The organism is Enterobacter cloacae complex sp. IR5402 (assembly GCF_049238125.1).
In the GTDB taxonomy this organism is placed as follows: Bacteria; Pseudomonadota; Gammaproteobacteria; order Enterobacterales; family Enterobacteriaceae; genus Enterobacter; species Enterobacter hormaechei_C.
In genome coordinates, this window is sequence record NZ_JBMKHO010000002.1 from 73,740 (window position 1) to 92,859 (window position 19,120).

A 19,120-nucleotide genomic window follows, 5' to 3' on the forward strand; every position below is an offset into this window, starting at 1 on the left:
ATGGCTATTGAACGTACTTTTTCCATCATCAAACCAAACGCGGTGGCAAAAAACGTTATTGGCAGCATCTTCGCTCGCTTTGAATCAGCAGGGTTTAAGATCGTTGGCACCAAAATGCTGCACCTGACCGTTGAACAGGCTCGCGGTTTCTACGCTGAGCACGAAGGTCGCCCATTCTTTGACGGTCTGGTCGAGTTCATGACTTCTGGCCCAATCGTGGTATCCGTACTGGAAGGCGAAAACGCGGTACAGCGTCACCGCGATCTGCTGGGTGCAACCAACCCGGACAACGCACTGGCAGGTACTCTGCGCGCCGACTACGCAGACAGCTTCACCGAGAACGGCACCCACGGTTCCGACTCTGTTGAATCTGCTGCGCGCGAAATCGCGTTCTTCTTCGCTGAAGGCGAAGTGTGCCCGCGCACTCGCTAATAATTTCGTAAATGCCGCGTGCAAACGTGGCATCCCTGCGCCAGACTTTGTACAATGCAACGCCCCGGACGAGCAGACTGCTTACCGGGGCGTTTCTTTTCAACCCACCAAGGGCCACAACGTGTAACAACGAGGCCGGAAAAAATTATGTCTGAATTAGTGAATACCTCCGAAGTCGCCATTCCTGCGGTTCCCAATAAAAATGGAAAAATTAACCTGCTGGACCTGAACCGTCAGCAGATGCGCGAGTTCTTTAAAGAGATGGGCGAGAAGCCGTTTCGTGCCGATCAGGTCATGAAATGGATGTACCACTATTGCAGCGACAACTTTGATGACATGACGGACATCAACAAAGTGCTGCGCAATAAGCTTAAAGAAGTGGCTGAAATCCGCGCACCGGAAGTGGTGGAAGAGCAGCGCTCTTCAGATGGCACCATCAAGTGGGCCATTGCCGTTGGCGATCAGCGCGTTGAAACCGTGTATATCCCGGAAGACGATCGCGCCACGCTGTGCGTCTCTTCTCAGGTGGGCTGTGCGCTGGAGTGCAAATTCTGCTCTACGGCGCAGCAGGGCTTTAACCGTAACCTGCGCGTGTCGGAAATCATCGGCCAGGTCTGGCGTGCCGCGAAAATCGTGGGCGCGGCGAAAGTCACCGGTACACGTCCAATCACCAACGTGGTGATGATGGGGATGGGTGAACCGCTGCTCAACCTGACCAACGTCGTTCCGGCGATGGAAATTATGCTCGACGATTTCGGTTTTGGCCTGTCCAAGCGCCGCGTTACGCTCTCTACTTCCGGCGTGGTGCCTGCGCTGGACAAACTGGGCGATATGATTGACGTTGCGCTGGCCATCTCTCTTCACGCGCCAAACGACGCCATCCGTGACGAAATTGTGCCGATCAACAAAAAGTACAATATCGAAACCTTCCTGGCTGGCGTGCGCCGTTACCTGGAGAAATCCAACGCTAACCAGGGCCGCGTGACCATTGAATACGTGATGCTGGATCATGTTAACGACGGTACCGAGCATGCACATGAGCTAGCTGAACTGCTTAAAGATACGCCATGCAAGATCAACCTGATCCCATGGAACCCGTTCCCGGGCGCGCCGTATGGCCGTAGCTCGAACAGCCGTATCGATCGCTTCTCAAAAGTGCTGATGGAGTATGGTTTCACCACCATCGTACGTAAAACGCGTGGCGACGATATCGACGCAGCCTGTGGCCAGCTGGCGGGTGACGTTATTGACCGTACCAAGCGTACGCTGCGTAAGCGTATGCAGGGTGAGTCAATCGCGGTTAAAACCGTTTGATTATTATGCAGACACGGCGCATTTTTTGCGCCGTGAAGCATTAATTTACTGAATATTCAGTCACAATCATCACGACTGATTAATAATTACGGTGCGTTTCATACGACTTTCGGGCAGTATGTAACGACGTAACAACAGTTTAGCGTGAAGGCCTGCCAGCGCTGTCATCTGCGGCCCGACAGTCTTATACTGTTTGTTCCAGGTTAACTGACCTAAAGTTTCGCGGTGCGGGTGGCATTGTGACTCACCGGCACCTGAACCCTTATTTTCACGTACCAGTAGTTGTAGCGAATGAATACTGAAGCCACTCACGATCAAAATGCAGCACTCTCCACTGGCGTTCGTCTTCGCAACGCCCGTGAACAACTCGGACTTAGCCAGCAAGCCGTTGCAGAACGCCTGTGCCTGAAGGTTTCCACCGTTCGCGATATTGAAGAAGATAAGGCACCCGCCGATCTGGCTTCAACGTTTCTGCGCGGTTATATCCGTTCTTACGCCAAACTGGTTCATATCCCTGAAGACGAATTACTGCCGATGATGGAGAAGCAGGCGCCTGTGCGTGCGGCAAAAGTTGCGCCGATGCAAAGCTTCTCTCTGGGTAAACGTCGTAAAAAACGCGATGGCTGGCTGATGAGCTTTACCTGGCTGGTCCTGTTTGTGGTTGTCGGCCTGACGGGCGCATGGTGGTGGCAAAACCACAAAGCGCAGCAGGAAGAGATCACCACCATGGCCGATCAGTCCTCCGCTGAGCTTAATCAGTCTGGTAATAACGGCGCGCAAAGCGTGCCGTTGAGCACCGAAGGGGCGACCTCCAGCGAACCTCAGTCGGCAGCAAGCAACACGCCTGCAACCGAGCCAGCGGCGACGCCAGAAGCGACGGCGAATACCGCGCCAGCCACCCAGACCCAGGATCAGAACGCGGTCGTATCACCTTCTCAGGCCAATGTTGATACCGCCCCTGCGGCAACGGCACCGGCAGAGAACACCGCGGCGTCACTGCCAACTGACCCGGCTGGCACGGCGGCACCTGCCGTGGACCCGAATGCGCTGGTGATGAATTTTACGGCTGATTGCTGGCTGGAAGTGACTGACGCGACAGGTAAAAAGCTGTTCAGCGGCCTGCAACGTAAAGATGGCACGTTAAATCTAACGGGCCAGGCACCTTACAAGCTTAAAATCGGCGCACCGGCAGCGGTACAGATCCAGTATCAAGGAAAACCTGTCGATCTGAGCCGCTTTATCAGAACTAACCAGGTTGCGCGTCTTACCGTTAATGCCGAACAATCAGCAGCACAGTAACAGACGGGCAATGCGGGAGATTTTACATGCATAACCAGGCTCCTATTCAACGTAGAAAATCGAAACGGATTTACGTTGGGAACGTGCCAATCGGCGATGGGGCGCCTATCGCCGTCCAGTCGATGACCAATACGCGTACTACGGATGTAGAAGCGACGGTCAATCAAATCAAAGCATTAGAACGCGTCGGCGCGGACATTGTTCGCGTCTCTGTGCCTACCATGGACGCCGCCGAGGCGTTCAAACTGATCAAGCAGCAGGTGAGTGTTCCGCTGGTTGCCGATATTCACTTCGATTACCGTATCGCGCTGAAAGTCGCTGAATACGGTGTCGATTGTCTGCGTATTAACCCAGGCAACATCGGCAACGAAGAGCGCATTCGCATGGTGGTTGACTGCGCCCGCGACAAAAACATTCCAATCCGTATCGGCGTAAACGCTGGCTCTCTGGAAAAAGATCTCCAGGAAAAGTACGGTGAGCCGACGCCGCAGGCGCTGCTCGAATCCGCCATGCGTCACGTCGATCACCTGGATCGCCTTAACTTCGATCAGTTCAAAGTGAGCGTGAAAGCGTCTGACGTCTTCCTGGCCGTTGAATCGTATCGTCTGCTGGCAAAACAGATCGATCAGCCGCTGCATCTTGGCATCACCGAGGCGGGCGGTCTGCGCAGCGGTTCGGTAAAATCGGCGATTGGTCTCGGCCTGCTGCTCTCTGAAGGCATCGGCGACACGTTACGCGTCTCCCTGGCCGCCGATCCGGTGGAAGAGATCAAAGTCGGTTTCGACATCCTGAAATCACTGCGTATCCGCGCGCGTGGGATCAACTTCATCGCCTGCCCAACCTGTTCACGTCAGGAGTTTGACGTGATTGGCACCGTGAATGCTCTGGAGCAGCGCCTGGAAGACATCATCACCCCGATGGACGTTTCCATCATCGGCTGCGTAGTGAACGGTCCGGGTGAAGCGCTGGTGTCCACGCTGGGCGTGACCGGCGGTAACAAGAAAAGTGGTCTCTATGAGGATGGCGTTCGTAAAGATCGTCTGGATAATAGTGACATGATCGACCAGCTCGAAGCCCGCATTCGTGCAAAAGCGACGATGATGGACGAAGCGCAGCGCATCAGCGTTCAGCAGGTTGAAAAATAACGTGATGGGAAGCAGGCTGCTTCCCATGTATGATTGAACCCATTCTTTGGGTTCTTTTTTGTATATAGAAAGAGAATAAACGTGGCAAAAAACATTCAAGCCATCCGCGGCATGAACGATTATCTGCCTGGCGAAACCGCCATCTGGCAGCGCATTGAAGGCACACTGAAGCAGGTGCTCGGCAGCTACGGTTACAGCGAAATTCGTTTGCCGATTGTAGAGCAGACCCCGTTATTCAAACGCGCGATCGGCGAAGTAACCGACGTGGTTGAAAAAGAGATGTATACCTTTGAGGACCGCAACGGCGACAGCCTGACCCTGCGTCCTGAGGGGACGGCGGGTTGCGTACGCGCCGGCATCGAACATGGTCTCCTGTACAATCAGGAGCAGCGCCTGTGGTATATCGGCCCGATGTTCCGCCACGAACGTCCGCAAAAAGGCCGCTACCGTCAGTTCAACCAGCTTGGCGTGGAAGTGTTTGGTCTGCAAGGACCAGATATCGATGCTGAACTGATTATGCTGACTGCCCGCTGGTGGCGTGCGCTCGGTATTTCTGAACACGTATCCCTGGAGCTGAACTCTATCGGTTCTCTGGAAGCGCGTGCGAACTATCGCGATGCGCTGGTGGCGTTCCTGGAACAGCACAAAGAGAAGCTCGACGAAGACTGTAAGCGTCGTATGTACAGCAACCCGCTGCGCGTACTCGATTCCAAAAATCCTGACGTACAGGCGCTGCTGAACGATGCGCCAGCGCTGGGTGACTACCTGGATGAGGATTCTCGCGAACACTTTGCCGGCCTGTGCAAGCTGCTTGAAGCGGCGGGCATTGCTTATACCGTTAACCAGCGTCTGGTGCGCGGTCTGGACTACTACAACCGCACCGTATTTGAGTGGGTCACCACCAGCCTCGGTTCGCAGGGCACCGTCTGTGCTGGCGGTCGTTATGACGGTCTGGTCGAGCAACTGGGTGGTCGCGCAGCACCGGCAGTAGGCTTCGCGATGGGCCTTGAGCGACTTGTTTTGCTGGTTCAGGCAGTTAATCCGGAATTTAAAGCCGATCCTGTTGTCGATATATACCTGGTGGCCTCAGGTGCGGATACGCAGTCTGCGGCAATGCAGCTTGCCGAACGCGTGCGCGATGCGCTGCCGGACGTTAAGCTGATGACCAACCACGGCGGCGGCAACTTTAAAAAACAGTTTGCTCGTGCCGATAAGTGGGGCGCAAGTATCGCACTGGTGCTGGGTGAGTCCGAAGTGGCCAACGGCGAAGTGGTAGTTAAAGACCTGCGCTCTGGTGAGCAAACTACGGTAACGCAGGATGGCGTTGCGGCGCACTTGCGCACTCTATTGGGCTAAGGAGAAGGACTGCGTGGAAATTTACGAGAACGAACACGACCAGGTTGATGCGGTTAAACGCTTCTTTGCTGAAAACGGCAAGGCACTGGTTGTAGGGGTTATTTTAGGTGTTGGTGCGCTGGTAGGCTGGCGTTACTGGAACAATCATCAGGCTGACTCTGCTCGCGGTTCGTCCCTGAACTACGAAAATACCGTTAGCGCAATCCGTGCCGATCAGCCGCAAACGCTGACGGCTGCGGAGAAATTTGCCGCTGACAACAAAAACACCTACGGCGCGCTGGCTGCGCTGGAAGTGGCTCAGCAGTATGTTGATAAAAACGAACTGGACAAAGCCGCTGCGCAACTGTCTCAGGGGCTTGCTGCTGCCAGTGACGATAATCTGAAAGCGGTGATCAATCTGCGTCTGGCGCGTATCCAGGTTCAGCAGAAAAAAGCCGACGACGCGCTCAAAACGCTTGATACCATCAAAGGCGAAGGCTTTGCCGCTATTGTTGCCGATCTTCGCGGTGAAGCACTGCTGAGTAAGGGTGATAAAGCGGGCGCGCGTAAAGCGTGGCAAGCTGGCGTGGATAGTAAAGCTTCACCTGCGCTGAGCGAAATGATGCAGATGAAAATAAATAATTTGTCCGTCTGAGAGGGACCCAATGCAATTGCGTAAATTACTTCTGCCAGGACTGCTTTCTGTTACGTTATTGAGTGGTTGTTCACTGTTCAGTGGCGAAGAAGACGTTGTTAAAATGTCCCCGCTGCCGACGGTTGAAAACCAGTTCACCCCATCTACCGCCTGGGACACTTCCGTAGGCGATGGTATTGGCGATTTTTATTCCAACCTGCACCCGGCATTTGCTGACGGCGTTGTCTATGCGGCCGATCGCAAAGGCACCGTTAAAGCGCTGAACGCTGATGACGGAAAAGAAGTGTGGTCCATTAACCTGGCGGAAAAAGACGGCTGGTTCTCCCGTAAACCTGCACTGCTTTCTGGCGGCCTGACCGTTACTGGCGGTCACGTGTATGTGGGCAGCGAAAAAGCGCAGGTTTACGCGCTGAATGCCAGCGACGGTTCGGTTGCATGGCAGACCACCGTTGCCGGTGAATCCTTGTCGCGTCCGGTTGTCAGCGACGGCCTGGTGCTGATCCATACCAGCAACGGCCAGTTGCAGGCGCTGAACGAAGCCGATGGTCTGGTAAAATGGACGGTTAACCTGGATATGCCAGCGCTGTCTCTGCGTGGTGAATCTGCTCCGGCAACCGCATTTGGTGCCGCCATTGTGGGCGGTGACAACGGCCGTGTCAGTGCGGTACTGATGCAGCAGGGCCAGATGATCTGGCAGCAGCGTATTTCCCAGGCGACCGGTTCAACTGAAATCGACCGTCTGAGCGACGTGGACACCACGCCAGTTATCGTCGACGGTGTGGTTTACGCGCTGGCGTATAACGGCAACCTGACGGCGCTGGACCTGCGTAGCGGCCAGACCATGTGGAAACGTGAGCTGGGTTCCGTGAACGATTTCATCGTCGACGGCAACCGTATTTATATGGTGGATCAGAACGACCGCCTGCTGGCGCTGAGCACCGAAGGTGGCGTAACGCTGTGGACGCAAAGCGATCTGCTGCACCGTCTGCTGACCGCACCGGCACTGTATAACGGCAGCCTGGTGGTGGGCGACAGCGAAGGCTATATGCACTGGATCGATCCAGAGAATGGCCGCTTCGTGGCACAGCAGAAAGTGGATAGCTCAGGCTTCCTGACGGAGCCCGTTGTGGCTGACGGCAAACTTCTGATTCAGGCAAAAGACGGCACGCTGTACGCGATCACGCGTTAATTACACGGCGGTTGTAGTATACTAAACGGCTCCTGTTCACTCAGGAGCCGTTTTGACATTTTTAAAAACGCTGCGAAAGCGACGTTATTTTGAATTTTATGAGGCTTCAAACATGGTACCTGTGGTCGCGCTTGTCGGGCGCCCTAACGTTGGAAAATCCACTCTTTTTAACCGTTTAACACGCACCCGTGATGCGCTGGTTGCGGATTTCCCGGGGCTGACGCGTGACCGTAAGTACGGTCGTGCAGAGGTGGAAGGACGCGAGTTCATCTGTATCGATACCGGGGGTATTGACGGTACGGAAGACGGCGTAGAAACCCGCATGGCAGAGCAATCTCTGCTGGCTATCGAAGAAGCAGATGTGGTTCTGTTTATGGTGGATGCTCGCGCTGGCCTGATGCCCGCGGATTCTGCTATCGCTAAACATCTGCGTTCACGCGAAAAGCCAACCTTCCTGGTGGCGAACAAAACTGACGGCATCGATGCCGATCAGGCCATTGCGGATTTCTGGTCTTTAGGCCTGGGCGATATCTATCCTATCGCGGCCTCGCATGGCCGTGGCGTCACCAGCCTGCTGGAAACCGTTCTGCTGCCGTGGGTTGATGAAGTAAACCCACCGGAAGAGGTGGACGAGGACGCTGAATACTGGGCGCAGTTTGAAGCCGGAGAAGAAGGAGAGGAAGAGCCGGAAGACGACTTCAACCCGCAGGATCTGCCTATCAAGCTGGCTATCGTGGGTCGCCCAAACGTGGGTAAGTCTACGCTTACTAACCGTATTCTCGGCGAAGAGCGCGTGGTGGTTTACGACATGCCAGGCACAACGCGTGACAGCATCTACATTCCAATGCAGCGCGATGAACGTGAGTACGTACTTATCGACACCGCAGGGGTGCGTAAGCGCGGGAAAATCACCGATGTGGTGGAAAAATTCTCGGTGATCAAGACCCTTCAGGCGATTGAAGACGCCAACGTGGTGCTGCTGGTTATTGACGCACGTGAAGGTATCTCCGATCAGGATCTCTCTCTGCTCGGCTTTATCCTCAATAGTGGGCGCTCACTGGTTATCGTCGTCAACAAGTGGGACGGCCTGAGCAATGAAGTGCGCGAGCAGGTGAAAGAGACGCTGGACTTCCGTCTGGGCTTTATCGACTTTGCCCGCGTTCACTTTATCTCTGCCCTGCACGGGAGTGGTGTCGGCAACCTGTTCGAATCCGTTCGTGAAGCTTATGACAGCTCTACCCGCCGTCAGAGCACGGCGATGCTGACCCGTATCATGAACATGGCTGCTGAAGACCACCAGCCGCCGCTGGTGCGCGGTCGTCGCGTGAAGCTGAAATATGCTCACGCCGGGGGATATAACCCGCCTATCGTGGTGATCCACGGTAACCAGGTGAAGGATCTGCCGGACTCCTACAAACGGTACCTGATGAACTACTTCCGCAAGTCGCTGGACGTGATGGGTACGCCTATCCGTATTCAGTTCAAGGAAGGGGAAAACCCGTTTGCGAATAAACGCAACACCCTGACGCCGAACCAGATGCGTAAGCGTAAGCGTTTGATTAAGCACATTAAGAAAAGCAAATAATCCTTACCGATCTCACTAAAACCCGCGCCTGTCGCGGGTTTTTTTTCGCTCATTCAAAAGGCCCGCCTTCCCTGTGTGATGTCAATCACTATTCGCTTTGAACCATGTTTATATCTAAGAAAGTAGACAATCGTCGAATTTTCGTCTTAAAGTCCAGGGTTCGGTACTAGACAAAACTAGCGCCTGGTTATCAAATGGTTAACCAACATTTCGCCGCATGTAAAAAATCGATCGGATACGTAACCGTTCGGCGTACATGCTGGTGTTTACAAGCACGACACATACCTTTTCGGGAGAATTATGCAATCCTCTGTTAATCAAAAAGAGAGCCGAACCTTCTTCGGCCATCCTTATCCGCTCGGTTCTCTGTTCTTCACCGAGATGTGGGAGCGTTTCTCGTTTTACGGTATTCGCCCGCTACTGATCCTGTTTATGGCCGCCACCGTGTATGACGGCGGAATGGGCCTGGCGCGTGAAAACGCCTCGGCGATTGTCGGTATTTTTGCCGGCACCATGTACCTCGCCGCGCTGCCGGGCGGCTGGCTGGCGGATAACTGGCTCGGCCAGCAGCGGGCCGTCTGGTACGGTTCGATTTTGATTGCGCTTGGGCACCTGTCGATTGCCCTGTCGGCCATCATGGGCGACAACCTGTTCTTCATCGGCCTGATGTTTATCGTGCTCGGCTCCGGCCTGTTCAAGACCTGTATCTCGGTCATGGTGGGGACACTGTACAAAAAGGGCGATGCGCGTCGTGACGGCGGTTTCTCGCTGTTCTATATGGGCATCAACATGGGCTCGTTCATTGCCCCTCTGATTTCCGGCTGGCTGATTAAAACCCACGGCTGGCACTGGGGCTTTGGTATCGGTGGTATTGGGATGCTGGTCGCCCTGATTATCTTCCGCGTGTTTGCCGTTCCGGCCATGAAGCGTTACGACAGCGAAGTCGGTCTGGACTCCACCTGGAACAGTCCGGTAGTGAAACGTAACGGCGTGGGCGCCTGGCTGCTGGCGCTGGCTGTGGGTGTTGCAATCATCGTTACGTTGATTGCCCAGGGCGTGATTGTGATTAATCCGGTCGCGGTCGCCAGCGTGCTGGTGTATGTTATTGCCGCCTCCGTCGCGCTCTACTTCATCTATCTGTTCATCTTCGCCGGGCTGAATCGCAAAGAGCGCGCAAGGCTGCTGGTGTGCTTTATTCTGCTGGTCTCCGCCGCGTTCTTCTGGTCCGCGTTCGAGCAGAAGCCAACCTCCTTCAACCTGTTCGCCAACGACTACACTAACCGCATGATCGGTGATTTTGAAATCCCGGCGGTGTGGTTCCAGTCGATTAATGCCCTGTTCATCATTCTGCTGGCCCCGGTATTTAGCTGGGCATGGCCGAAGCTGGCGAGCAAAAACATTCGTCCGAGCAGCATCACCAAGTTCGTGATCGGTATTCTGTGTGCAGCGGCGGGCTTTGGCCTGATGATGCTGGCGGCGCAGAACGTACTGAGCAATGGTGGGGCAGGGGTTTCTCCGTTCTGGCTGGTGGGCAGTATCCTGATGCTGACGCTCGGGGAACTGTGCCTGAGTCCGATTGGTCTGGCGACCATGACCCTGCTGGCGCCGGAAAGAATGCGCGGCCAGATGATGGGCCTGTGGTTCTGCGCCAGTGCGCTGGGTAACCTGGCTGCGGGGCTGATTGGCGGTCACGTGAAGGCCGACCAGCTGGATATGCTGCCAGACCTCTTTGCCCGTTGCTCCATCGCGCTGCTGATTTGTGCTGCGGTGCTGTTCGTCCTCATTGTTCCGGTACGTCGCATGCTGGAAAATGCGCAAACTAAACCGGCTACCGAAGCCTGATACTATTCAGTCTGCCGGGGCAGTTGTCCTGTCCCGGCCCAACTCAACAGGAGAGAGCATGTCGATTACCTGTCCGGATTGCCACGCAGCGCTCGAGCCGCAAAACGGTATCGCGCACTGCGACAGCTGCAATAAAGATATTCCCCTCGAAGCGCGCTGCCCTGACTGCCATCAGCCGCTTCAGGTACTCAAGGCCTGCGGCGCGGTGGATTACTTCTGTCAGAACGGCCACGGGCTGATCTCAAAAAAACGCGTCGAGTTCGTCAGGGCTGGGGCTTAATCGCACACGCAGCCTTCTCCTTTTTGCCATAGCTCGATCAGCGATTCCGGCGCTTCCTGCTCCGGAACCAGCACAATAATATCGGTATACTGCGCCTGATTGTGCCGGGTCCAGATTATCTGAATGCGAAAATAGCGCTGATCGCCGCTGCCCGGAGACGACGCCTGGCCCGGTGGCTGTCCGCGCGGGATAGCCTGTTCCAGAATATTCACCACGCGCTGACGCTGCGCCTCGTTGAGCGTGGAGAGGGCGATCGTGCGCTGACCGCTCAGCTTAGGAATAAAGGCGACGCCGCCTTCCCGGGCCAGCTCAACCACGGCGTCATCCGTCAGTTCCGGTACCTGCATTACAGTACTCCCACCTGTTCCCAGGCTTGTTTAATGGCCGCCCCAACGTCGCTACCGGAGCGTTTCTCGCCGTGGGCGATCGTCAGTTTTGCGAAAGCGTCAAAATCCGCATCCTGCGCCAGGTTGCGATCGCAAACCGTGTCGTACCAGGCATAACCCGCTTTTTCCCAGGCGTAGCCACCGATCGCCGTTGCGGCCAGGTAAAACGCGCGGTTGGGGATGCCGGAGTTAAGATGCACGCCGCCGTTATCCTCGCGCGTTTTGATGAAGTCTTTCATGTGCGCGGGCTGCGGGTCTTTGCCGAGCAGCGGATCGTCGTAGGCGGTACCGGGTTCAGACATGGAACGTAGCCCTTTCCCGTTGATACCCTCCGCCAGCAGACCCTCACCAATCAGCCAGTCTGCCCGATCGGCGGTTTGCTTAAGATGGTATTGCTTCACCAGCGAGCCAAACACGTCTGACAGCGACTCGTTTAGCGCGCCCGACTGTTCAAAATAAATCAGCCCGGCTTCGGTCTCGGTCACGCCGTGGCTAAGCTCATGCGCCACCACGTCGATGGCAATGGTGAAGCGGTTGAAGATTTCTCCGTCACCGTCGCCAAAGACCATCTGCTGGCCGTTCCAGAAGGCGTTCTGATATTCCCGACCATAATGCACGGTGCCGGTGAGGATCAGTCCTTTGTTATCGAGTGAATCGCGCTGATATTCTTTCCAGAAGAAATCATGGGTGATACCCAGATAATCGTACGCTTCATCCACCGCCACATCGCCGTTGGAGGGCTGGCCTTCATAGCGCACCTGGGTACCCGGCAGCTCCTGGGTCTGTTTCGCATCGTAGATGTCACGCTCAAGCTGTCCGGCTTTATTCACATGCGGCGCGGCGGGCTTGCCCGGCATATGCGCCATCAGGGTTTGCACATGGGTTAATGTCTGACGGGCGCAGCGCTGCTGGGGCTCTGACCCGCTTTCGATAATACGACGAAGAATATACGGAGGGATGACGCTATGAAGATGGGGCATGCTGCTCTCCTTATTAAAAAAGGCAATAGCAGCAGTATAGTTTGTAACCGGCGAAGATTTATCCGCTTTTACGCTGGCGCGTTTTTTTCATCGGTTTGATCTCTTTCACCTCACTCTCGACCCAGCCGTCAGAAAGCCGGGTGGTGAGTACATCCCCGGCTTTGACCTGTTTCGTCTGCTTCAACACTTTGCCGTCCGTCGCGGTGGTCACACTATAGCCGCGGGCCAGCGTGGAGAGCGGGCTGACGGCTTCCAGATGGGTGACCGCATTGCCAAAACGCTCGCGCGTGGTGCTCAGGCGTGAGCGGATATTTTCCGCGAGGCGATACTCAAGCTGCTGGATCCGCGTTTGTGCGCGATAAATCTTCGGCTGCGGATTCTGCTGGTTCAGACGCTGCGTCGTGCGCTGCTGGCGCGATACCGCCCGCTTAAGCTGGTTATCCAGCGCGAAGTTCATCCGCTGACGCAGACGTTCCAGCACAGTTTGCTGACGCGCGAGACGCAATTGCGGATGCTGCTGTTGCAGACGATGGTGAAGCTGGGTAAAGCGGCGGGTACGGTTGGCGAGGAAGTAGTCCATCGCCATCTCCAGGCGCTGCTGCCCGTTCTGGATCTGACGCAGCAGCTCCTGCTGGTTACGGCTGACTACCTCTGCCGCCGCGGACGGCGTGGGCGCGCGTAAATCCGCGACAAAATCCGCTATCGTCACATCCGTTTCATGGCCGACGGCGCTTACCACCGGGATAAGGCTGGCAAAGATTGCCCGCGCCACGCGCTCGTCGTTAAAGCTCCACAGGTCTTCCAGCGAGCCGCCGCCGCGCCCGACGATCAGGACATCACACTCCTGACGCGCATTCGCCAGCTCAATGGCGCGCACGATCTGCCCCGGCGCATCGTCACCCTGAACGGCAGTCGGGTAGATAATGACGGGCAGGGAAGGGTCACGGCGCTTAAGGACGTGCAAAATATCGTGCAGGGCCGCACCGGTTTTCGACGTGATAACCCCAACGCAGTGGGCTGGTGAGGGAAGGGGTTTTTTAAACTGCTGGTCGAACAATCCCTCAGCCGAAAGCATGGCTTTTAGCTGCTCGTACTTCTGTTGCAGCAAGCCTTCACCGGCGGGCTGCATGCTCTCGACGATAATCTGATAATCGCCGCGCGGCTCATACAGGGTAATGTTGGCGCGAACCAGAACCTGCTGGCCATGCTGAGGACGGAACGTCACGCGACGGTTGCTGTTGCGGAACATCGCGCAGCGCACCTGAGCGGTGTCGTCTTTCAGCGTAAAGTACCAGTGGCCGGAAGCAGGCTGCGTGAAGTTAGAGATTTCACCGCTGATCCAGACCTGTCCCATTTCCTGCTCAAGCAGCAAACGCACCGTCTGATTAAGGCGGCTGACAGTATAGATTGAGGGGGATTGAGAGGATAACATGTGAGCGGGATCAAATTCTAAATCAGCAAGTTATTCAGTCGATAGTAACCTGCTGAGAGGTGAGCGCAAGCATTTTTTTCAAAAAAGTGTGGATGCAATCGGTTACGCTCTGTATAATGCCACGGCAATATTTAACCACCCAGGTCAGAGATATTGCCCATGCTACGTATTGCTAAAGAAGCACTGACGTTTGACGACGTCCTCCTCGTTCCCGCTCACTCCACCGTTCTGCCGAATACTGCCGACCTCAGCACGCAGTTGACGAAAACCATTCGTCTGAACATTCCTATGCTCTCCGCAGCAATGGACACCGTGACTGAAGCGCGTCTGGCTATCGCCCTGGCACAGGAAGGCGGCATTGGCTTTATCCACAAAAACATGTCTATCGAGCGTCAGGCGGAAGAAGTTCGCCGCGTGAAGAAGCATGAATCCGGTATCGTGTCCGATCCTCAGACCGTTCTGCCAACCACCACGCTGCACGAAGTGAAAGCCCTGACCGAGCGTAACGGCTTTGCAGGCTACCCGGTAGTCACTGAAGACAACGAACTGGTCGGCATCATTACCGGTCGTGACGTGCGTTTCGTGACTGACCTGAACCAGCCTGTAAGCGTCTACATGACGCCAAAAGAGCGTCTGGTGACCGTGCGTGAAGGCGAAACCCGCGACGTGGTGCTGGCGAAAATGCACGAAAAACGCGTTGAGAAAGCGCTGGTTGTGGACGCGAACTTCCACCTGCGCGGCATGATCACCGTTAAAGATTTCCAGAAAGCAGAACGTAAACCGAACGCCTGTAAAGACGAGCATGGCCGTCTGCGCGTCGGCGCTGCGGTTGGCGCGGGCGCAGGTAACGAAGAGCGCGTTGACGCGCTGGTTGCCGCGGGCGTTGACGTGCTGCTGATTGACTCCTCCCACGGCCACTCCGAAGGCGTTCTGCAACGTATTCGTGAAACCCGTGCTAAATACCCGGATCTCCAGATTATCGGCGGTAACGTGGCAACAGGCGCAGGCGCTCGCGCGCTGGCGGAAGCGGGTTGCAGCGCGGTGAAAGTGGGTATCGGCCCTGGCTCTATCTGTACCACCCGTATCGTCACTGGCGTAGGCGTGCCGCAGATCACGGCGGTTTCTGACGCGGTTGAAGCGCTGGAAGGCACCGGTATTCCGGTTATCGCGGACGGCGGTATCCGCTTCTCTGGTGACATCGCCAAAGCGATCGCCGCAGGTGCCGCAGCCGTGATGGTGGGCTCCATGCTGGCCGGTACCGAAGAATCTCCGGGTGAAATCGAACTCTACCAGGGGCGTTCTTATAAATCCTACCGCGGTATGGGCTCCCTGGGCGCGATGTCCAAAGGTTCCTCCGACCGTTACTTCCAGACCGATAACGCTGCTGACAAACTGGTACCGGAAGGTATCGAAGGTCGCGTGGCGTATAAAGGCCGCCTGAAAGAGATCATTCACCAGCAGATGGGTGGCCTGCGCTCCTGTATGGGTCTGACCGGCTGTGGTACCATTGACCTGCTGCGTACCAAAGCGGAATTCGTACGCATCAGCGGTGCGGGTATCCAGGAGAGCCACGTTCACGACGTGACGATCACCAAAGAGTCCCCGAACTACCGTCTGGGCTCCTTATAAATTTCCGCGCCCGGCTCAATGCCGGGCGCTTTGTTTTGTTTCACTTGCCTCGGAATTAGCGTCAATGACGGAAAACATTCATAAACATCGCATTCTCATCCTGGACTTTGGTTCTCAGTACACTCAGCTGGTGGCGCGCCGCGTGCGTGAGCTGGGCGTTTACTGTGAGCTGTGGGCGTGGGATGTCACGGAAGCACAGATTCGCGAATTCAATCCAAGCGGCATCATCCTGTCCGGCGGCCCGGAAAGCACCACCGAGGAGAACAGCCCGCGCGCGCCGCAGTACGTGTTCGAAGCGGGCGTACCGGTGTTCGGCGTTTGCTACGGTATGCAGACCATGGCGATGCAGCTGGGCGGCCACGTAGAAGGCTCTAACGAGCGTGAGTTCGGCTACGCACAGGTTGAAGTTGTCACCGACAGCGCGCTGGTGCGCGGTATCGAAGACTCCCTGACCGCAGACGGCAAGCCGCTGCTGGACGTGTGGATGAGCCACGGCGACAAAGTCACCGCTATCCCGTCCGACTTCGTGACCGTTGCCAGCACCGAAAGCTGCCCGTTCGCCATCATGGCGAACGAAGAAAAACGTTTCTACGGCGTGCAGTTCCACCCGGAAGTGACCCATACCCGTCAGGGTATGCGCATGCTGGAGCGCTTCGTGCGTGACATCTGCCAGTGTGAAGCCCTGTGGACCCCGGCAAAAATCATCGACGACGCCGTGGAGCGTATCCGCCAGCAGGTTGGCGATGACAAAGTGATCCTCGGCCTCTCCGGTGGCGTGGACTCCTCTGTGACCGCGATGCTGCTGCACCGCGCCATCGGCAAAAACCTGACCTGTGTCTTCGTGGATAACGGCCTGCTGCGCCTGAACGAAGCGAAGCAGGTTATGGACATGTTTGGCGACCACTTCGGTCTGAACATCGTTCACGTGGAAGGCGAGCAGCGTTTCCTGGACGCGCTGAAAGGCGAGAACGATCCGGAAGCGAAACGTAAGATCATCGGTCGCGTGTTCGTGGAAGTGTTCGACGAAGAAGCGCTGAAGCTGGAAGACGTGAAATGGCTGGCGCAGGGCACTATCTACCCTGACGTGATCGAGTCTGCGGCCTCCGCAACCGGTAAAGCGCACGTTATCAAATCTCACCACAACGTGGGCGGCCTGCCGAAAGAGATGAAGATGGGTCTGGTGGAACCGCTGCGTGAGCTGTTCAAAGACGAAGTGCGTAAAATCGGTCTGGAGCTGGGGCTGCCGTACGACATGCTCTACCGTCACCCATTCCCGGGCCCGGGCCTCGGCGTACGCGTGCTGGGCGAAGTGAAGAAAGAGTACTGCGACCTGCTGCGTCGCGCGGACGCGATCTTCATCGAAGAGCTCCACAAAGCTGACCTGTACAACAAAGTGAGCCAGGCGTTCACCGTGTTCCTGCCGGTACGCTCCGTCGGCGTGATGGGCGATGGCCGTAAGTACGACTGGGTTGTTTCCCTGCGTGCGGTGGAAACCATCGACTTCATGACCGCGCACTGGGCGCACCTGCCGTATGACTTCTTAGGCCGCGTGTCTAACAGAATAATCAATGAAGTCAATGGCATATCGCGTGTCGTGTATGACATCAGCGGCAAGCCACCGGCGACGATCGAGTGGGAGTAAGCCCATAACCTTTCCTGCGAAGTTATAAGCAGGTAAGACTGATAAAACCCTCTGTTTACAGAGGGTTTTTCTTTTGTAGCTGATATCCGAACGGGACGTGAGCTACTGGCTCATCTGCCGGGATCCACGGCAGCCGATACTGCGTCGCCATGCCCCTGGCGCCTGACCATACTGACGCTTAAAGCTGCGATTGAAGGACTGCTGAGAGTCAAAGCCCAGCGCGATCGCCACGTTCAGAATCGGTTCATCGCTGTGGGCTAAGCGCTCAACCGATTTTTGCAGCTTTTGCGCGCGAATATATTCGGCGAGAGGGGAGCCGGTATGTTCTTTGAAAAGCCGCTGGAGGTGCCATTTCGAATAGCCGGCTCGCCTGGAGACGGTTTCAATGTCCAGACGGCTATCGAGGTTGTTGTCGATCCAGTCGAGTAAATCGTGAATGAATGCACCCGTGTTCATCTTGCTTCCCCCTACGCCACGCATTAAAAAGCATCTTTGTTTGTTGCACTTAAAGGTGACCCGTTTTTACATTAATTGCAAGTTTTATTGTTGCATTTAAATCCCTGTTCAAAACACGTGATTTACCTTTGCCGCAAATAGCACATAAAGTGCAACAATTATTCTTGCACTTAGTTAAGCGCCTTCCTACAATCGCCGCGAATAGTGTATTCGCAACTGTTACAGTTTTGTGGCGATGAACGACACAAATGGCCTTAAGCCAGCTACCGGACAAAGGAAGTGGCGCGGCGTCTCCCGCTGCGTCTTGCCCGGCGGCTACAATAACCGGAATAAAAATAATGAGCCTGCAAAAAACCTGGGGTAACTTTCATCTGAGCGCGATGGGGGTGGTTTTACTCTCCGTGCTTCTCGTCGGGTGCGATGACAGCGTCGCGCAAAATGCCGCGCCGCAAGCGCCCGTTGTCAGCGCTGCTGACGTGGTGGTGAAATCCATTAGCCAGTGGGACAGCTTTAACGGTCGCATTGAAGCGGTGGAAAGCGTTCAGCTGCGTCCGCGCGTGTCCGGCTACATTGAGAAAGTGAATTACACCGACGGCCAGGAAGTGAAGAAGGGCGAGGTGCTGTTCACCATCGATGACCGAACCTATCGCGCCGCGCTGGAACAGGCGCAGGCGAACCTGGCAAGAGCCAAAACGCAGGCCAGCCTCGCGCAAAGTGAAGCCAACCGTACCGATAAGTTGATCAATACCCATCTGGTCTCACGGGAAGAGTGGGAGCAGCGTCGCTCGGCTGCCGTTCAGGCGCAGGCCGACATTCGCGCCGCGCAGGCGGCGGTTGACGCAGCCCAGCTCAACCTGGACTTCACCAAAGTGACTGCGCCTATCGATGGTCGCGCCAGCCGGGCGCTGATCACCAGCGGGAACCTGGTGACTGCGGGCGATACCGCCAGCGTCCTCACCACGCTGGTCTCGCAGAAGACGGTGTACGTCTACTTTGACGTGGACGAGTCAACCTACCTTCACTATCAAAACCTGGCCCGCAGCGGGCAGGGGGCGTCCAGCAATCACACGGCGCTGCCGGTTGAGATTGGCCTGACGGGCGAGGAGGGCTATCCCCATCAGGGCAAAGTGGATTTCCTGGATAACCAGCTCACGCCGAGCACCGGGACCATCCGCATGCGCGCGCTGCTGGATAACTCACAGCGTCAGTTCACGCCGGGACTGTTTGCCCGAGTACGCCTGCCGGGCAGCGCGGAGTTCAAAGCTACGCTTATCGACGACAAAGCGGTGCTGACCGATCAGGATCGTAAATACGTCTATATCGTCGATAAAGAGGGGAAAGCGCAGCGTCGCGACATTACGCCGGGTCGTCTGGCAGACGGTTTACGCATCGTGCGGCAGGGGCTGAACCCAGGTGACAAAGTCATCGTCGAGGGTTTACAGAAAGTGTTTATGCCGGGTATGCCGGTTAACGCCAAAACCGTTGCCATGACCGCCAGCGCCGCCCTCAACTGATCCCT

At 56.0% G+C, this 19,120-nt stretch carries 17 protein-coding genes; 13 read left to right on the plus strand and 4 right to left on the minus strand.

Features of this window, described 5'->3' with window-relative positions; all coding sequences use genetic code 11:
• From ndk to ACOTXL_RS03695, 10 genes are all read left to right on the plus strand, one after another.
• Positions 1 to 432, plus strand: coding sequence for a nucleoside-diphosphate kinase (gene ndk / locus ACOTXL_RS03650; RefSeq protein WP_003860625.1), 432 nt, complete (start codon positions 1 to 3; stop codon positions 430 to 432).
• Between the two features lie 147 nt (positions 433 to 579).
• On the plus strand, positions 580 to 1,746 hold the full coding sequence (locus ACOTXL_RS03655) for a bifunctional tRNA (adenosine(37)-C2)-methyltransferase TrmG/ribosomal RNA large subunit methyltransferase RlmN (RefSeq protein ID WP_003860623.1): 1,167 nt from the start codon (positions 580 to 582) through the stop codon (positions 1,744 to 1,746).
• Positions 1,747 to 2,037: 291 nt separating this feature from the next.
• A complete protein-coding gene (gene rodZ, locus ACOTXL_RS03660; protein WP_023325062.1) occupies positions 2,038 to 3,045 on the plus strand; it encodes a cytoskeleton protein RodZ in 1,008 nt (335 codons plus the stop codon).
• Between the two features lie 26 nt (positions 3,046 to 3,071).
• Positions 3,072 to 4,190: a flavodoxin-dependent (E)-4-hydroxy-3-methylbut-2-enyl-diphosphate synthase gene (gene ispG / locus ACOTXL_RS03665; RefSeq protein ID WP_003860619.1), complete on the plus strand. Its 1,119-nt coding sequence runs from the start codon at positions 3,072 to 3,074 to the stop codon at positions 4,188 to 4,190.
• Positions 4,191 to 4,271: 81 nt separating this feature from the next.
• Positions 4,272 to 5,546: a histidine--tRNA ligase gene (hisS, locus tag ACOTXL_RS03670; RefSeq protein ID WP_022649001.1), complete on the plus strand. Its 1,275-nt coding sequence runs from the start codon at positions 4,272 to 4,274 to the stop codon at positions 5,544 to 5,546.
• Between the two features lie 13 nt (positions 5,547 to 5,559).
• Positions 5,560 to 6,180: a YfgM family protein gene (locus ACOTXL_RS03675; protein ID WP_003860614.1), complete on the plus strand. Its 621-nt coding sequence runs from the start codon at positions 5,560 to 5,562 to the stop codon at positions 6,178 to 6,180.
• 10 nt (positions 6,181 to 6,190) lie between these two features.
• The gene (gene bamB, locus ACOTXL_RS03680; protein ID WP_045349788.1) at positions 6,191 to 7,369 is read left to right on the plus strand and encodes an outer membrane protein assembly factor BamB; all 1,179 of its coding nucleotides are present in this window, start codon (positions 6,191 to 6,193) and stop codon (positions 7,367 to 7,369) included.
• A gap of 112 nt (positions 7,370 to 7,481) precedes the next feature.
• Complete coding sequence (der, locus tag ACOTXL_RS03685; protein ID WP_003860611.1) at positions 7,482 to 8,954, plus strand: ribosome biogenesis GTPase Der; 1,473 nt, start codon at positions 7,482 to 7,484, stop codon at positions 8,952 to 8,954.
• Positions 8,955 to 9,254: 300 nt separating this feature from the next.
• Positions 9,255 to 10,796, plus strand: coding sequence for a peptide MFS transporter (locus ACOTXL_RS03690; protein WP_023314644.1), 1,542 nt, complete (start codon positions 9,255 to 9,257; stop codon positions 10,794 to 10,796).
• Between the two features lie 58 nt (positions 10,797 to 10,854).
• Positions 10,855 to 11,076 (plus strand): zinc ribbon domain-containing protein, encoded by a 222-nt coding sequence (locus ACOTXL_RS03695; RefSeq protein ID WP_003860607.1) that lies wholly within the window; start codon positions 10,855 to 10,857, stop codon positions 11,074 to 11,076.
• Here ACOTXL_RS03695 and ACOTXL_RS03700 read toward each other — a convergent pair.
• The 3 genes from ACOTXL_RS03700 to xseA are packed head-to-tail and all read right to left on the minus strand — an operon-like array spanning position 11,073 to position 13,874.
• Positions 11,073 to 11,423: a protealysin inhibitor emfourin gene (locus ACOTXL_RS03700; protein ID WP_003860606.1), complete on the minus strand. Its 351-nt coding sequence runs from the start codon at positions 11,421 to 11,423 to the stop codon at positions 11,073 to 11,075. The genes ACOTXL_RS03695 and ACOTXL_RS03700 overlap by 4 nt on opposite strands.
• Positions 11,423 to 12,442 (minus strand): M4 family metallopeptidase, encoded by a 1,020-nt coding sequence (locus tag ACOTXL_RS03705; protein ID WP_032609828.1) that lies wholly within the window; start codon positions 12,440 to 12,442, stop codon positions 11,423 to 11,425. The genes ACOTXL_RS03700 and ACOTXL_RS03705 overlap by 1 nt, the downstream gene beginning before the upstream one ends.
• Before the next feature lie 58 nt (positions 12,443 to 12,500).
• The gene (xseA, locus tag ACOTXL_RS03710; RefSeq protein WP_023314642.1) at positions 12,501 to 13,874 is read right to left on the minus strand and encodes an exodeoxyribonuclease VII large subunit; all 1,374 of its coding nucleotides are present in this window, start codon (positions 13,872 to 13,874) and stop codon (positions 12,501 to 12,503) included.
• 159 nt (positions 13,875 to 14,033) lie between these two features.
• Here xseA and guaB point away from each other — a divergent pair, with 159 nt between their 5' ends.
• Entirely contained in the window at positions 14,034 to 15,503 is a 1,470-nt protein-coding gene (gene guaB / locus ACOTXL_RS03715) for an IMP dehydrogenase (RefSeq protein WP_045349790.1), read from the plus strand.
• A gap of 64 nt (positions 15,504 to 15,567) precedes the next feature.
• Positions 15,568 to 17,145: a glutamine-hydrolyzing GMP synthase gene (gene guaA / locus ACOTXL_RS03720; RefSeq protein ID WP_003860599.1), complete on the plus strand. Its 1,578-nt coding sequence runs from the start codon at positions 15,568 to 15,570 to the stop codon at positions 17,143 to 17,145.
• Positions 17,146 to 17,247: 102 nt separating this feature from the next.
• On the opposite strand, the gene ACOTXL_RS03725 is transcribed toward guaA, so the two are convergent.
• Positions 17,248 to 17,601 (minus strand): helix-turn-helix domain-containing protein, encoded by a 354-nt coding sequence (locus tag ACOTXL_RS03725; protein WP_022651570.1) that lies wholly within the window; start codon positions 17,599 to 17,601, stop codon positions 17,248 to 17,250.
• A 338-nt stretch (positions 17,602 to 17,939) separates the two neighbouring features.
• Between ACOTXL_RS03725 and ACOTXL_RS03730 the strand changes: the two genes are divergently transcribed.
• Positions 17,940 to 19,115, plus strand: a complete 1,176-nt coding sequence (locus ACOTXL_RS03730; RefSeq protein WP_045349792.1) for an efflux RND transporter periplasmic adaptor subunit — start codon at positions 17,940 to 17,942, stop codon at positions 19,113 to 19,115.
• Positions 19,116 to 19,120: the final 5 nt, after the last annotated feature.

What these genes read in the sequence shown, in the direction of transcription:
- ACOTXL_RS03700 (WP_003860606.1), bottom strand. Translation starts at nt 11,423, where the DNA reads ATGCAGGTACCGGAACTGACGGATGACGCCGTGGTTGAGCTGGCCCGG.
- ACOTXL_RS03705 (WP_032609828.1), bottom strand. Translation starts at nt 12,442, where the DNA reads ATGCCCCATCTTCATAGCGTCATCCCTCCGTATATTCTTCGTCGTATT.
- rodZ (WP_023325062.1), top strand. Translation starts at nt 2,038, where the DNA reads ATGAATACTGAAGCCACTCACGATCAAAATGCAGCACTCTCCACTGGC.
- ACOTXL_RS03695 (WP_003860607.1), top strand. Translation starts at nt 10,855, where the DNA reads ATGTCGATTACCTGTCCGGATTGCCACGCAGCGCTCGAGCCGCAAAAC.
- ACOTXL_RS03655 (WP_003860623.1), top strand. Translation starts at nt 580, where the DNA reads ATGTCTGAATTAGTGAATACCTCCGAAGTCGCCATTCCTGCGGTTCCC.
- xseA (WP_023314642.1), bottom strand. Translation starts at nt 13,874, where the DNA reads ATGTTATCCTCTCAATCCCCCTCAATCTATACTGTCAGCCGCCTTAAT.
- guaA (WP_003860599.1), top strand. Translation starts at nt 15,568, where the DNA reads ATGACGGAAAACATTCATAAACATCGCATTCTCATCCTGGACTTTGGT.
- ACOTXL_RS03725 (WP_022651570.1), bottom strand. Translation starts at nt 17,601, where the DNA reads ATGAACACGGGTGCATTCATTCACGATTTACTCGACTGGATCGACAAC.
- guaB (WP_045349790.1), top strand. Translation starts at nt 14,034, where the DNA reads ATGCTACGTATTGCTAAAGAAGCACTGACGTTTGACGACGTCCTCCTC.
- ispG (WP_003860619.1), top strand. Translation starts at nt 3,072, where the DNA reads ATGCATAACCAGGCTCCTATTCAACGTAGAAAATCGAAACGGATTTAC.
- ndk (WP_003860625.1), top strand. Translation starts at nt 1, where the DNA reads ATGGCTATTGAACGTACTTTTTCCATCATCAAACCAAACGCGGTGGCA.
- ACOTXL_RS03730 (WP_045349792.1), top strand. Translation starts at nt 17,940, where the DNA reads ATGAGCCTGCAAAAAACCTGGGGTAACTTTCATCTGAGCGCGATGGGG.
- bamB (WP_045349788.1), top strand. Translation starts at nt 6,191, where the DNA reads ATGCAATTGCGTAAATTACTTCTGCCAGGACTGCTTTCTGTTACGTTA.
- der (WP_003860611.1), top strand. Translation starts at nt 7,482, where the DNA reads ATGGTACCTGTGGTCGCGCTTGTCGGGCGCCCTAACGTTGGAAAATCC.
- ACOTXL_RS03690 (WP_023314644.1), top strand. Translation starts at nt 9,255, where the DNA reads ATGCAATCCTCTGTTAATCAAAAAGAGAGCCGAACCTTCTTCGGCCAT.